Raw genomic sequence first — 12956 nt, 5'->3', positions numbered from 1 at the left:
GGTGTGTCGGACCAGCGGGTCCAGCGCCGCTGACGATGGCGGTGATCTTAAGAATTCACGCCGGAGCAGACACAGCACAACTCAGCTGCGGGCAGGCGGGTTAGAAAATGGATATGATGAGGCTTACAGGAACTCGGTCAGCGCTTCGCGGGACTGGACCGAGTGAAACTCGATCGCGACGCCTTCCATGAAGTGACGCACCACGCGTCCGCGCATGTTTCCGAGGCGAAGCGGGGTCCCGATTGACGGACGGGTCTCGATGTCGACAGCCGCACCGGAAAGCGAAAGGTCAAGCAGCCGGCACGGATAGCGGCGCCCGTCGTCGAGAGTAATCTCCGAACGGGTGTTGCGCGGGGTGAGACGATCGTGGCGACGGTCCTCCGGCAGCCCGAGTTCATGCTTGTTGGCGATCCAGGTCAACTGTGCGGCAAGTTTTTCGCGCTTGCGGTCGGTCGCGTTGATCATCATCAGGAAGCCGCCGCCCGCAACACTGAGAACTGTCCCTTCAAGGCGGCCGACGTGATCGAGATAGGCGATGACCCGCTCGTTGGTCCGTGGACGACCAGCACACTGGAAGCTGACGTCCCCGGGGGACATCTCGATCGCGGTGCAGGCATATTCCTCATGGTCGGCCAGCATCAAGCGGCCGCCGATGTTCACGGAGACGCGTTGGAATGAGCGCTGCGCTGCAGTTGCTTGCGAAACGGATGCCTGAGACGAGGTGCCGGAAAACATGGATGAGCGCTTTTTCAGCTAAAGTCCTAGCCTACATTAGCGACAGGGCGTTAATATATGGTTCCCGAAGCCGTCATTGTGGGAAGAAGCTCGCCGGCAGGAAGCGGCGCAGAAGTCCTGACTGGACCAACTGCGGCTGGTCATGCCCGCAGACGGACAACCCGCCGGTTTCATCGCTTTCGACAAAGCCCCAATCTTGAAGATGCAGCCCACTTGCCGGTCTGGCCGCCACCGGGAAAGGGCCGTCGGCAGTCAGAAGTGCTCCGAGTACCCGGTCGCTTCCGGTTTCGGAAGAGCGAAGCGGCATCATCAGCATTTCGCATTCGATTGACGTGCCGGCTACGTTCAGGACTACGTCGGCAATCGCGGGTTTCTCATGGACGAGGATCTGCATGACGACCTCCTGGGCGCGATCGTTTTCTTCGAGATCCCAGATCGTGCGGAACGGCATCCCGCGAAACTCGCCACCGAACAACTCGCATAACCGCGTTCCCGCAAGCCGAAACGTCAATTGGTCGTCTGCCTCGTTTGCGACGATGAAGAGATGAGGCAGAAATCTGCGCAGGGCGACCGGATCGATCTCGTTGCGCATGGGAGGCAACCGCCCGTCGCACAGACCTGTCCAGTATTCGAAGATTTCCGTCGTAGCCGGATTTCGCATTCGCTTTCCCGTGATCCATTTCGAGACGCTTCATCCCGTGCTGAACCGCTTTCTAAGGCACAACACGAGGGTCAGCCTTAACGCTGCGAAAACCATGCCAGAGCGGTGAGCCTAGACGAAAGAATGTCGAACCCGGCGACTAAGTGCTTGTATCCGGTGCTATCTGCAGCTTTTCTTCAGGCGGGTCGTCCTGTAAGCCTGACGCTTCAACAGGGAAGGAATTGTGATGAGCGACAGGCAAGACCTGCCGGGTGCCACGAACGATACGGACAGGGATGCGGACGCCATCGACGACCAGTCGTCGCAGCCAGTTTTCAATCTTCCCCGAAGTCTGGTGATCACGGTCCTGTTCCTGGCCGTCGTCTATCTAGTCGATGCTTACTTGCTCGACGAGGAGGCGCAGATCTCGGTGCTGATGTGGTTCGCCTTCACGCCCGTACGCTACGTCGTTCCGTTTGCGGAGCAGAATTTCGAATGGCTGTGGACGCCTGTCACCTATTCCTTCCTGCATGGCGGTATCGAGCATATCGGCTTTAACGCACTCTGGCTGGTTGCCTTTGGAGCGCCGGTCGTGCGCCGCATCGGAACTCTCCGCTACGTGCTGTTCTGGATTTTCTCGGCAGCGGCGGCAGCTTTCTTCCATGCCGGCCTGCATTGGGGCGACCAGACGCTGCTCGTCGGCGCTTCAGGCGTCGTCTCAGGCTTGATGGGCGCCGCGTGCCGGTTCGCGTTCCCGGACGGCCGCGGATACGACCGCAGTTTCGGCCATCTCCATCCACGTCAGTCCATACTTGGCTCTTTCCGGAACCGGACAGTGGTGATTTTCACGGCGATGTGGTTCTTCGGAAACGTGCTCGTCGCCATCGGCCTGCCGCTGATCGGATCCGATGTCGGAGAGATCGCCTGGGATGCTCACATCGGTGGCTTTCTCTTCGGCTTTTTGTTTTTCGGCCTGTTCGACAGGATTGCCGCCGATGACCACCCATTGGCGCCCGCTTGATCTCCAGTTGCTGTCGTCTTAAACTTCGCGTCGAGGGACTGTGCCGCAAATGTCTTTGAGGGGAGACGTTTCGGTTCGAATGGTTTTGGAGGAGCGAGCCATGTCGACGACCGTAAAGAGCATGCTGGATTCGAAGGGCCGTAACGTCGTGACCGTCAGCCCGGACGAGACGTTGCGCCAGATCGCGGGCATCTTGAACGACCGAAACATCGGTGCCGTGATCATTGCCGGGATGGAGGGGCGTATTGCCGGCATTTTCACCGAGAGAGACCTCGTCCACTGCATAGCCACTAAAGGCGTCGATGCGCTGGAGCAGCCGGTCAAGGCCGTCATGACAACTTCCGTGCAGCGCTGTCGGGAGGATCAGACGGCAGACGAGGTGATGGGTATGATGACGGCGGGACGGTTCCGCCATGTCCCGGTAGAAGCCGACGGCAAGCTCTCCGGCATCATTTCGATCGGCGACGTCGTGAAATCGCGGCTGCGTGAAGTGGAGATCGAAGCCGAACAGATGAAGGCCTATATCGCCGGGTAAGGCGGCTGGGAGAGCGGCATCTTCGCCCGCATCTCAGCGGGCGAAAACTTCCTGCATGCGCTGAAGCGCCACGATCTGCGACATGGTGGCCTCATAGCCCCGGTCGATCGCCTCGCCGGCGCGGTGGAATTCGGACAGACCGATATCGTTGAGGCGTGGATGCAGCGCCAGATCAGGCGGATCGCCGGCCAGTCTGGCGCGCGATATGCGCTCCTGGATGATGTTGAACGCCTGCACCATGGTGCCGGTGACACCGACGCGGGGGTCGTCCTGATGGCGCGAACGCTCGTGATCGTCCGGCGCATCGGCTGCAGTGTGTTTGACAACCGCGGACCGGCCGAAGACATCGTAGTTGAGGTTCACGGCCACGACCAGCGGCTGCTCGTAGGCGCGACAGACGGAGGTCGGGACCGGATTGACCAGCGCGCCATCGACCAGCGTGCGGCCGCTGCATTTCACAGGTTCGAAAATCCCCGGCAGCGCGTAGGACGCCCGAAGGGCTCGGATCAGAGAGCCGGCCGAAATCCACACTTCGTGCCCGGTATGAAGTTCCGTCGCGACTGCGACGAAGGGGCGGTCGAGATCTTCGATGGAGATGCCCTGCAGGTGTTCCTGCATTCGCTTCGTCAACCGCATGCCACCGATCAGGCCGCCGCCACCGATGGTGAGGTCGAGAAGCGCCGCGATCCGCCGCATGGTCAGAGATCGGGCAAAGCTTTCGAGTTCGTCGAGCTTGCCTGCGAGATAACAGCCTCCGACCAGCGCGCCGATTGATGTGCCGGCAATCATCCCGACTTCGATGCCGGCTTCGTCAAGCGCGCGCAACACGCCGATATGCGCCCATCCGCGGGCCGCGCCGCCACCAAGTGCTAAAGACAGCTTTGCCTTGCGTGGCTGCTCAATGACAATGGGAGGAGGGGACGTCTGGAGCCGATTTGTGACAGCGTCTGCTGGCGCGGCTTGCCGCTCGTTGCGACTCCAACTCCAATTCATCATCGCCATCACCTCTCAGCTGAACACAGCCACGTACGCCAATTAACGCATCGTTTGGTTGCCAATTCGTTATTCAGGTGGGGATGGTATGAAAGCGGTGCAGACGCCTACCGCTTTCCAGTCTCATCATGACCAGAATACACATGCTCTGGATCAAAGTGACGCTGTTGATCCTGTATTTCAAGGACAGCGCCACCGTCACTTTTCTTTACCGCACGATAGAAACAGGAGCGTCGCCCGGTGTGGCAAGCGGCGTCATGGCCGGACATCGAGACCTTGAGCCAGACGGCGTCCTGATCGCAATCGGTCCTGATCTCATGCACAGTTTGCAGATTGCCGGAGGTCTCGCCCTTCTTCCAGAGTTTCGCTCTCGACCGGCTGTAGTAGTGAGCGACGCCCGTCTCGACCGTCAGCGCGAGCGCCTCGGCGTTCATATGCGCCACCATGAGCAATTCGCCATCGCGAATGTCGGTCACGACAGCGGTCACAAGACCGTCGGTATCGAAACGCGGCGTAAAGGCGCCGTCACCCTCGAGCTCGGCCTTATCCGACGACGGCGCTTGAAAAGTTATTGTCATTTCGGCGCTCAGCGGTTGCGGGCCATGGTAAAGAAGCGCGCCTGCTCGGCCGCGTCGGTCTTGAACGCACCGGTAAACCGGGTCGTCAGCGTCTGAGATCCCTGCTTCTCCACACCGCGCATTTCCATGCACATGTGTTCCGCCTCGATCAGGACAGCCACGCCGCGCGGCTTCAATGTCGTGTCGATCGCGCTGGCGATCTGTGCCGTAAGATTTTCCTGTGTCTGGAGGCGGCGACCGTAGATCTCGATCACACGCGCGATCTTGGACAGTCCAAGGACCCGGCCCTGCGGAAGATAGGCAACGGTCGCCTTGCCTTTGATCGGCAGCATGTGGTGCTCGCAATGGGAGAAGAATGGAATATCGCGAACGAGAACCATATCGTCATAACCCGAGACCTCCTCGAAGGTCCGGCCGAGAACCTCTTCGGCGGACAGGTCATAGCCCGAAAAGAGCTCGCGATAGGCTTTTGCAACGCGCTTCGGCGTGTCGAGCAAACCTTCGCGCTCCGGATCGTCACCGGACCACTGGAGCAAGACGCGCACGGCGTCCTCAGCTTCCTGCTGGGTCGGACGAGGCTGTTTCTGGCTGGAGGCCGGAAAATTCTTCAAAATAGCATCCATCTTGTGTCCCTCGATGCGGGCCAGGGCCACATCCGATCTCACTATGGTAAAAAAGCTGATCGCCATGGATCACGCCGGAATACCAGTTTCCTGACTTTTCGTCTGCGCGTTCCGAATTTTCAAGGCATACCATCGCCGTTTTCGCGCGTTTCTCGAAAACGTGTTTCCTTGATAATTCCCGTCGCGGACAACATATAGGGGCCTAATCCAGATTGTGGTAGGTCATCCCGGTAGACGGTGCGTTCGATCGGTCGAGCGGATGTCGAGGACGATGACGTGAGCGAGCGACATGGACGAGATCTATAACCAGAAAATTCTTGAGTTTGCGGGGAACATTGGCCGCGCGGGTGCAATGGACGATGCGGATGCGACGTCCGAAAAGCACTCCAAGCTCTGTGGTTCAAAAGTTCGTGTTTACCTGAAAGTCAGTGACGGCGTGGTGAGCGACTTCTCTCACGAGGTGAGGGCCTGCGCCCTCGGTCAGGCGTCGTCGTCGATCATGGCACGGCATATCGTCGGCGCGCCGGTCGACGAACTGCGCCAGGCGAGGGTCGACATGCTGTCGATGCTGAAAGAGGGCGGCGAAGGCCCGGTCGGCCGCTTCGAAGACATGCGCTACCTGAAGCCCGTGAAGGATTACAAGGCCCGGCATCCTTCAACCATGCTGACATTCGATGCGGTCGTGGACGCGCTCGATCAGATCGACGTCCGCGACCCGGCCGACAAAGCGACCGCCTGATGTGCGGTTCGCCGGATTGTGACCACGACACAAAACGCGGCGGGCCCTATCGATCGCGCAATTGGCAAGGCCCGTTCGCCAAGACGCCGGGACGGCTTGCCGGAATGGGGCTGATCCGGTTCTACCAGCTGACGCTTTCCGGCTTCGTGGGAAACGGCTGCCGCCATATTCCGACCTGTTCCGAGTATGGGTATGAAGCCGTCGCCCGTCACGGCCTTTGGCCCGGTTTCTGGATGACACTGTATCGCGTCGCCCGCTGCGGACCTGGTGGCTCCGGCGGACTGGACCCGGTTCCGGACCTGCAGAAGCAACGCCAACTCTGGTGGATGCCCTGGCGCTACTGGCGTCGTTGATAAGTGTTGGAGGACGCGTTGCCGTTCCGGCGATCACAGACCCCAACCATTCAGAAAAGCTCAGAACCTAACGGCCCTCCGACCATCCGTTCGCGGGTTCCAAACCTTTACTAACCGCCCAAAACACACTATCACCGCGCCCGTTGCCGGCCGGTCGATCTGGCCATTTTACCACCACCCGCATTCGTTGGCGGGACTGGACAGGAGATAGAACATGTCCCAGGTTTCCCTTACATTTCCCGATGGCTCCGTCCGCACGTATGATGCCGGCACGACCGGCCGTGACGTTGCCGAATCCATTTCCAAGTCGCTTGCCAAAAAGTCTGTCGCGATCGCGATCGACGGCACCGTTCGCGATCTCTCTGACCCCGTCGTCGACGGTCAGATCGAGATCGTCACCCGTACGGACCCTAGGGCGCTTGAACTGATCCGCCACGATGCCGCCCACGTCATGGCAGAAGCCGTGCAAGAGCTCTGGCCCGGCACGCAGGTGACCATCGGTCCTGTCATCGAGAACGGCTTCTACTACGACTTTGCCAAGGCTGAGCCCTTCACGCCGGACGACCTGCCGAAGATCGAAAAGCGGATGAAGGAAATCATCCAGCGCAACAAGCCCTTCACCAAGGAAGTCTGGCCGCGCAACAAGGCGCGCGAGGTTTTTGCAGCCAAGGGCGAGGCCTACAAGGTCGAGCTGGTCGATGCCATTCCCGAAGACCAGGATCTGAAGATCTATTATCAGGGCGACTGGTTCGACCTGTGCCGCGGGCCGCATATGGCGTCCACGGGCCAGATCGGCACGGCTTTCAAGCTGATGAAGGTGGCTGGCGCCTATTGGCGCGGCGACAGCAACAACGTCATGCTGACGCGCATCTACGGCACGGCCTTTGCGGAGCAGGAGCAGCTCGACAACTACCTGCATATCCTGGCCGAAGCCGAAAAGCGTGACCATCGCAAGCTCGGTCGCGAAATGGACCTGTTCCATTTCCAGGAAGAGGGCCCCGGCGTCGTCTTCTGGCACGGCAAGGGCTGGCGCATGTTCCAGACCCTGACTTCCTACATGCGCCGCCGTCTGGCCGGCACCTACGAAGAGGTCAACGCACCGCAGGTTCTCGACGCGTCTCTCTGGGAAACGTCAGGTCACTGGGGCTGGTATCAGGAAAACATGTTCGCGGTGAAATCCGCTTACGCGTTCACGCATCCGAAGGACGAGGGAGCGGACAATCGCGTCTTCGCATTGAAGCCGATGAACTGCCCCGGCCACGTCCAGATCTTCAAGCACGGTCTGAAGTCCTATCGCGAACTGCCGATCAGGCTTGCCGAATTCGGTCTCGTTCACCGCTACGAAGCGTCAGGCGCGCTTCATGGTCTGATGCGCGTGCGCGGCTTCACGCAGGACGACGCGCACGTGTTCTGCACAGACGAGCAGATGGCGGCCGAGTGCCTGCGGATCAACGATCTCATCCTCTCCGTCTACGAGGATTTCGGCTTCGAGGAAGTGGTCGTGAAGCTCTCCACGCGTCCGGAAAAGCGCGTCGGCACCGATGATCTCTGGGATCGCGCCGAAAGCGTCATGACGGACGTTCTGAAAACCATTGAAGAACAGTCCGGCGGTCGCATCAAGACCGGCATTCTTCCGGGCGAGGGCGCCTTCTATGGCCCCAAGTTCGAATACACGCTGAAGGACGCGATCGGTCGCGAATGGCAGTGCGGCACGACTCAGGTCGACTTCAACCTGCCGGAGCGCTTCGGCGCCTTCTACATCGATGCCAACTCGGAAAAGCAGCAGCCGGTGATGATCCACCGTGCCATCTGCGGCTCGATGGAACGGTTCCTCGGCATTCTGATCGAGAACTTCGCAGGCCACATGCCGCTGTGGTTTGCACCGACCCAGGTCGTTGTCGCGACCATCACTTCGGACGCAGACGACTACGGTCGGGAAGTTGCCGAACAGTTGCGCGATGCCGGCCTGCAGGTCGAGACTGACTTCCGCAACGAGAAGATTAACTACAAGGTCCGCGAGCATTCGGTGACCAAGGTTCCGGTCATCATCGTCTGCGGCAAGAAGGAAGCCGAGGAGAACTCGGTCAACATCCGTCGTCTGGGGTCGCAGGCGCAAACGTCGATGACGCTTGAAGAGGCGATTCGGTCGCTTGCGGAAGAAGCGACGCCGCCGGACCTTCGCCGCCGCGCAGCACTGAGAAAGCGCCCGGCCTGATCAAGACCAGCGCCCGCGGGCCATGTCCGCGGGTGCTGTCAAAAAACTGCAATCGTTTTGTAATATTGCCTTCCCATCGGATGCGCCTTTCCGTTGGGAGACTGATTTGCGGTTCAGAGAACTGTCCTACGCCAATGACAGGGATCCGCGCTTCAAGCGCTGGTTCATCCGGTCTATCGAAGGGCTCTCGGGACGCGATCGTTTCGCCCGGCTGTATGATATCTGGCGCACCGACATCGTCGGCAAGAGCGACCGCGTCTTCGGCAAGATGCTCGATATCATCGACGTGGGTCTCGAGATCGAAGGCGCATGGCCTCCCGAAGAACAGCTGCAGTCTCCACTGGTCATCGTTGCAAACCATCCGTTCGGCATCGGAGACGGAATTGCCGTGCTGGCACTTGCCGAACAGCTCGGCCGACCTTTCCGCGTGCTGATCCACAACGATCTCCTGAAGGTTCCTGAGATGGAACCCTATTCGCTGCCCGTATCCTTCGAGGAGACGAAGGAGGCGCTGGTGCTGAACATGCACACGCGGAACGAAGCGATACGGCTGCTGAAAGACGGCACGACCATCATTATCTTTCCAGCCGGCGGTGTCGCAACCGCGAAGAAGGGCTTCGGCATTGCCGACGACCTGCCGTGGAAGATCTTCGCCGCAAAACTCATTCAGGCTACCAGGGCCAACGTGGTTCCGGTCTATTTCGAGGGGCAGAATGGTCGGCTCTTTCATCTGGCCAGCCGGATCTCGATGACATTCAGGCTGTCGCTTCTCATCCGCGAGTTTAAACGCCTGTCTGGAACGTCGATCACGGCACGGGTGGGCAGGGTGATGAGCTGGGACGATATGGCTGGGACCACAGACCGCAAGGAGTTGCTCGGTCTGCTCCACAGTGCCGTCTTCTCCATGCGACCCGTCAGACGTCAGCGGTTTCTCAAGAAGGCCAGTTGACCCAGAAAGCCGATGTCAGTCGGGCACGACGGCAGCGGTCGTCGCATCTGACGGGTTGGCATTGCGCATCAGAACCTCGACATCCACGTTGTTACCAGCCGTCACCTTGAATTCGCGCTGATAGATCTTGTCCTTGTTGCGGGCAACGGCGAGATAGTCGCCCTCGGCCAGCACCATGGAGGGCAGGGCGCTGACGCTTTCGTTGACCACGTCGCCCGCAGCCGTCAGCACCGACCAGGCCGTGTCGGCGATGGCTTCGCCACCCGGCTGAGACACGAGCTTCAGCGACACCTCCGCGGCCTTGTGCTGCAAGACTGCCTGCGTCAGCTTGCCCGCTTCCACCTGGATGTCGGCACGCACGACGGCGTTGATGTCACCGTACTCAGAGACCACGTGATAGGTCCCTGTCGCAAGCCGCACGATGGTGTTGGGCTTTACCTCCGACATCACCAGGGCCCGATCGCCGTTTTCGCGGACTTCGGCCGCATAGACGGAGAAGCTCAGCTGTGCCGGTGGGATAGTCTGGTCCGCTCCGGCAACCGCGTTCAGGATGAACCCGCCGGCATCAAGGACAAGGGTCTGTTTCTGGAAGTCGCCTTCAGAGGGTACAGTTACTTTTTTCGTGACGCCGGCGCGGCCGAACGCGACATTCACGAAATAATCACCCGGCGCCAGCTGGAAGGCGGCGGATCCGCCGTCGGAGCTTGCAACAAGCGGAAGCTTGCCGTCCACACCGGCAATCGGGCTGAACACGCGCCAGGCAAGACCTTCCTGCATCACGTCGCTGTCAGCCGTCAGCCTGGCATCAAACCGCACATCCTTCGCGATCGAGCCGGCGCTTTCGCCCGGTGTGGCCGAGAAGGCGTTCAGCTTGGGCATCTTCCCCGTGCTGTCGAGCTGGCGGAAGCTTCCGAACGCATCGCTTTGCGCGAAACCCAGGTCGGCAGCGGTCAACAGCAGCAGGCCTGCAGCAGCGATACGGGTTACGAACGATAGGCCTGGCATCAGGATATGACCCGTTGACTCTTGTTTTGCGAGAAGCCACTTGAAGACGAACGTCCGGGCATTTTCAAGGCCTACCTCTATATCACGTATCGATCGGAAGCTTTCGACATGGAAAACAACCTGAAGCTCAGCGATTACCTGCAAGAGCGCCACTCGACGCCCGTTGCCCAGATCACAGGCCCGGGCCCATCGCAAGAAGAGCTCGAATCGATCTTGAGCATGTCGGTCCGCGTTCCCGATCATGGCAAAATCGCGCCGTGGCGCCTTGTCGTCTATCGGGGTGACGTTTGCACAAAGCTCGGCGAAACGTTCCTTGAACTCGCGCTCGCCGGTAACCCGGAGATGAATGAACCGGCCAAACAGGCTGAACTGACGCGTTTCACACGTGCACCGCTTGTCGTTGCCGTTGTCAGCACCGCGCAGCCCCACGTCAAAATCCCTGAATGGGAGCAGGTCCTGTCGGCTGGCGCTGTCTGCCTCAACATGCTGATGGCTGCAAATGCACATGGCTATGTTGCCAACTGGCGCACCGAGTGGGTGTGCTACGACGAGCGAGCCCTCGCCGCTCTTGGCATAAGCCCGGGCGAAAAGGTCGCGGGTTTCATTCATATCGGCTCGAGCGATTTCGCGACGCCGGACCGGCCGCGGCCGGCTCTTGCCGACATTGTCACCTACGCAGGTTGAACGCATGTTTTATCGCACCGACACGAACGCCCACGGCATGCGCCATGATCCCTTCAAGGCCATCGTGGCGCCGCGGCCGATCGGCTGGATCGGTACCAAAGGCCGCGACGGTTCGCTGAACCTGTCGCCCTATTCTTTCTTCAACATCGTGTCCGATAACCCCAAGATCGTGATGTTCTCCTCGTCGGGACGCAAGCACAGTCTGAAGAATGCGTCGGACACGGGTTTTTTCACGGCAAGCATGGCCAGCCGCCATGTTTCCGAACAGGTCAACGCTTCCTCTGCTCCGGTAGATTACGGGGTGAATGAGTTCGACCTGGCTGGCCTCACCGCCAGAATGGGAGAGGTCGTCGACGCGCCCTACGTTGCGGAGGCCTATACCGCGCTGGAATGCCGTCTTACCGAAGTGATCCAGCCGAAGGATCTCAAGGGCGAGCTCACCGACGCTTACATGGTGTTTGGCGAGGTGGTCGGAATCCATATCTCCGAAGACATCATCCGGGATGGCCGAATCGACATGCAGCTTGCCCGACCGGTCGGCCGCATGGGCTACCGTGACTATTCCGATGCCGGCGAGGGCGTGTTCGAACTGATCCGTCCGACGTGAGATTTCATACTCTCGGCCTGGTTCAGGCTACGCGTGAGGTGCGCCGCGCCGGGTGTGGAACATGGTGAACCAATCTTAAACTTTTTGTCTCTACCGTGGCACCAGGCTGTTCCAGACGGAGCAGCAGCGTTGTGTTTCCGGGGCAGGTCGTGATCGTACAGGCATTTCTTCGTTGGGCTGAGACGGCAAGGGCTGGGGACCGTTCCCGCGCAGCGGATGCCCTTGGTCGGGCATATCTCCACGCGGCGATGGGGGCGGAAGAGCGCAAGGCTGCCGGATTGGCGATCACTTACCTTCTCGATGACCCTTCGCCGCGCGTACGTCTCGCATTGGCAGAATCGATCGCCGATTCGCCTCAGGCTCCTCGTGCAATCATCCTCGCGCTTGCGGAAGATCAGGTCGAGATCGCCTGTACGGTGATTGCCCGCTCGCCCGTGATCAGCGACTCGGATCTTGTCGACCTGATCGGCCGAGGCGATGGAATGACCCGGCGTCTGATCGCTTCGCGGCCAAATCTTTCCCGCGGCGCCTGTGCAGCACTTGCAGAAATCGGCGACGAGCCGGAAATTCTGATTCTGCTCGAAAGTGGCACTGCGTTGATCACAGGCATATCCCTGCGCCGGATCGCCGAGCGGCATGGACAGCGCCACGACATTCGCAACCTTCTGCTCGAGCGCGAAGACCTTCCTTCAGAAGCGCGCCACATGCTCGTTAGCCACATCGCGGACACGCTTCTCAACTGCGGTCTGGTCCGCTCGACGCTTGCTCGCGGCCGTATCGAATATGTGGGCCGCGAGGCCGACGAAGCGGCAACCGTTGCAATTGCAGGAACGACGTCCCAGCAGGAAGTGCCGGCACTCGTCGAGCATCTCCGGGCATCGGGACGCCTCACACCGTCTTTCCTGATCCACGCCCTTTGCCTTGGCAAAGCGGACCTCGTTGCAGAGGCGGTATCGACCCTTTCCGGGCTCGGAGAGCGTCGCGTGAGGCCTATCCTGGCGACAGGCCGCCTTCATGCCGTTCGCGCCCTTTTTGAAGCCTGTGGTCTGACAAGAGAGATTGCCGCCGTCTTCGTCGAGGCTGTCCTGCTCTGGCGCGACGCGTCGGCGGGTCGTTCCACCGCTGATGTCTGCGGTCGTTTGATCGAGAGGTTCTCAGGGGCTGCAGGGCAGCATCCGGCAGTCTCGGATATGATCCAGATGATCGAGAGACGGCATCGTCTGGAGATGCGGTTCGCCGCACGGGCCTATGCGAGCGAGTTAGCGCTTGCTGCCTGAGC

General features: G+C 60.2%; 15 protein-coding genes. 9 read left to right on the top strand and 6 right to left on the bottom strand.

Annotated elements, in window-relative coordinates; genetic code table 11:
- Positions 1 to 123: 123 nt before the first annotated feature.
- Together ACQY1J_RS12595 and ACQY1J_RS12590 are read right to left on the bottom strand one after the other, a co-directional pair.
- A complete protein-coding gene (locus ACQY1J_RS12595; protein ID WP_062456977.1) occupies positions 124 to 735 on the bottom strand; it encodes a PilZ domain-containing protein in 612 nt (203 codons plus the stop codon).
- Positions 736 to 808: 73 nt separating this feature from the next.
- Positions 809 to 1396: a PAS domain-containing protein gene (locus tag ACQY1J_RS12590; RefSeq protein ID WP_430251752.1), complete on the bottom strand. Its 588-nt coding sequence runs from the start codon at positions 1394 to 1396 to the stop codon at positions 809 to 811.
- Between the two features lie 226 nt (positions 1397 to 1622).
- Between ACQY1J_RS12590 and ACQY1J_RS12585 the strand changes: the two genes are divergently transcribed.
- Positions 1623 to 2396, top strand: coding sequence for a rhomboid family intramembrane serine protease (locus ACQY1J_RS12585; protein WP_430251750.1), 774 nt, complete (start codon positions 1623 to 1625; stop codon positions 2394 to 2396).
- 100 nt (positions 2397 to 2496) lie between these two features.
- The gene (locus tag ACQY1J_RS12580; protein WP_062456971.1) at positions 2497 to 2931 is read left to right on the top strand and encodes a CBS domain-containing protein; all 435 of its coding nucleotides are present in this window, start codon (positions 2497 to 2499) and stop codon (positions 2929 to 2931) included.
- 33 nt (positions 2932 to 2964) lie between these two features.
- Here the strand turns inward: ACQY1J_RS12580 and ACQY1J_RS12575 are convergent, their stop codons facing one another.
- From ACQY1J_RS12575 to folE, 3 genes are all read right to left on the bottom strand, one after another.
- Complete coding sequence (locus tag ACQY1J_RS12575) at positions 2965 to 3927, bottom strand: patatin-like phospholipase family protein (RefSeq protein ID WP_062458055.1); 963 nt, start codon at positions 3925 to 3927, stop codon at positions 2965 to 2967.
- A 104-nt stretch (positions 3928 to 4031) separates the two neighbouring features.
- The gene (gene hisI / locus ACQY1J_RS12570; protein WP_209900838.1) at positions 4032 to 4502 is read right to left on the bottom strand and encodes a phosphoribosyl-AMP cyclohydrolase; all 471 of its coding nucleotides are present in this window, start codon (positions 4500 to 4502) and stop codon (positions 4032 to 4034) included.
- An 8-nt stretch (positions 4503 to 4510) separates the two neighbouring features.
- Complete coding sequence (gene folE, locus ACQY1J_RS12565; RefSeq protein ID WP_062458053.1) at positions 4511 to 5125, bottom strand: GTP cyclohydrolase I FolE; 615 nt, start codon at positions 5123 to 5125, stop codon at positions 4511 to 4513.
- 289 nt (positions 5126 to 5414) lie between these two features.
- Here folE and ACQY1J_RS12560 point away from each other — a divergent pair, with 289 nt between their 5' ends.
- The 4 genes from ACQY1J_RS12560 (at position 5415) to ACQY1J_RS12545 (ending at position 9381) form a co-directional block, all read left to right on the top strand.
- A complete protein-coding gene (locus tag ACQY1J_RS12560) occupies positions 5415 to 5864 on the top strand; it encodes an iron-sulfur cluster assembly scaffold protein (protein ID WP_430251748.1) in 450 nt (149 codons plus the stop codon).
- A complete protein-coding gene (yidD, locus tag ACQY1J_RS12555) occupies positions 5864 to 6217 on the top strand; it encodes a membrane protein insertion efficiency factor YidD (protein WP_430251746.1) in 354 nt (117 codons plus the stop codon). The genes ACQY1J_RS12560 and yidD overlap by 1 nt, the downstream gene beginning before the upstream one ends.
- Before the next feature lie 214 nt (positions 6218 to 6431).
- On the top strand, positions 6432 to 8432 hold the full coding sequence (thrS, locus tag ACQY1J_RS12550; RefSeq protein WP_092662330.1) for a threonine--tRNA ligase: 2001 nt from the start codon (positions 6432 to 6434) through the stop codon (positions 8430 to 8432).
- Between the two features lie 106 nt (positions 8433 to 8538).
- The gene (locus ACQY1J_RS12545; protein ID WP_062580687.1) at positions 8539 to 9381 is read left to right on the top strand and encodes a lysophospholipid acyltransferase family protein; all 843 of its coding nucleotides are present in this window, start codon (positions 8539 to 8541) and stop codon (positions 9379 to 9381) included.
- 15 nt (positions 9382 to 9396) lie between these two features.
- On the opposite strand, the gene ACQY1J_RS12540 is transcribed toward ACQY1J_RS12545, so the two are convergent.
- Positions 9397 to 10386 (bottom strand): hypothetical protein, encoded by a 990-nt coding sequence (locus tag ACQY1J_RS12540; RefSeq protein WP_174196665.1) that lies wholly within the window; start codon positions 10384 to 10386, stop codon positions 9397 to 9399.
- A 108-nt stretch (positions 10387 to 10494) separates the two neighbouring features.
- Here ACQY1J_RS12540 and ACQY1J_RS12535 point away from each other — a divergent pair, with 108 nt between their 5' ends.
- The 3 genes from ACQY1J_RS12535 (at position 10495) to ACQY1J_RS12525 (ending at position 12954) form a co-directional block, all read left to right on the top strand.
- The gene (locus tag ACQY1J_RS12535) at positions 10495 to 11070 is read left to right on the top strand and encodes a nitroreductase family protein (RefSeq protein WP_192076894.1); all 576 of its coding nucleotides are present in this window, start codon (positions 10495 to 10497) and stop codon (positions 11068 to 11070) included.
- A 4-nt stretch (positions 11071 to 11074) separates the two neighbouring features.
- The gene (locus ACQY1J_RS12530) at positions 11075 to 11677 is read left to right on the top strand and encodes a flavin reductase family protein (protein ID WP_062456946.1); all 603 of its coding nucleotides are present in this window, start codon (positions 11075 to 11077) and stop codon (positions 11675 to 11677) included.
- Positions 11678 to 11826: 149 nt separating this feature from the next.
- Entirely contained in the window at positions 11827 to 12954 is a 1128-nt protein-coding gene (locus ACQY1J_RS12525) for a DUF2336 domain-containing protein (protein ID WP_062458049.1), read from the top strand.
- The last annotated feature ends 2 nt before the right edge of the window (positions 12955 to 12956 follow it).

The sequence above is a fragment of the Neorhizobium sp. DAR64860/K0K1 genome (assembly GCF_050500205.1).
GTDB lineage: Bacteria > Pseudomonadota > Alphaproteobacteria > Rhizobiales > Rhizobiaceae > Neorhizobium > Neorhizobium soli.
Note: the sequence above shows the minus strand (reverse complement) of the source record. Positions and strands in the feature narration are given on the sequence as shown.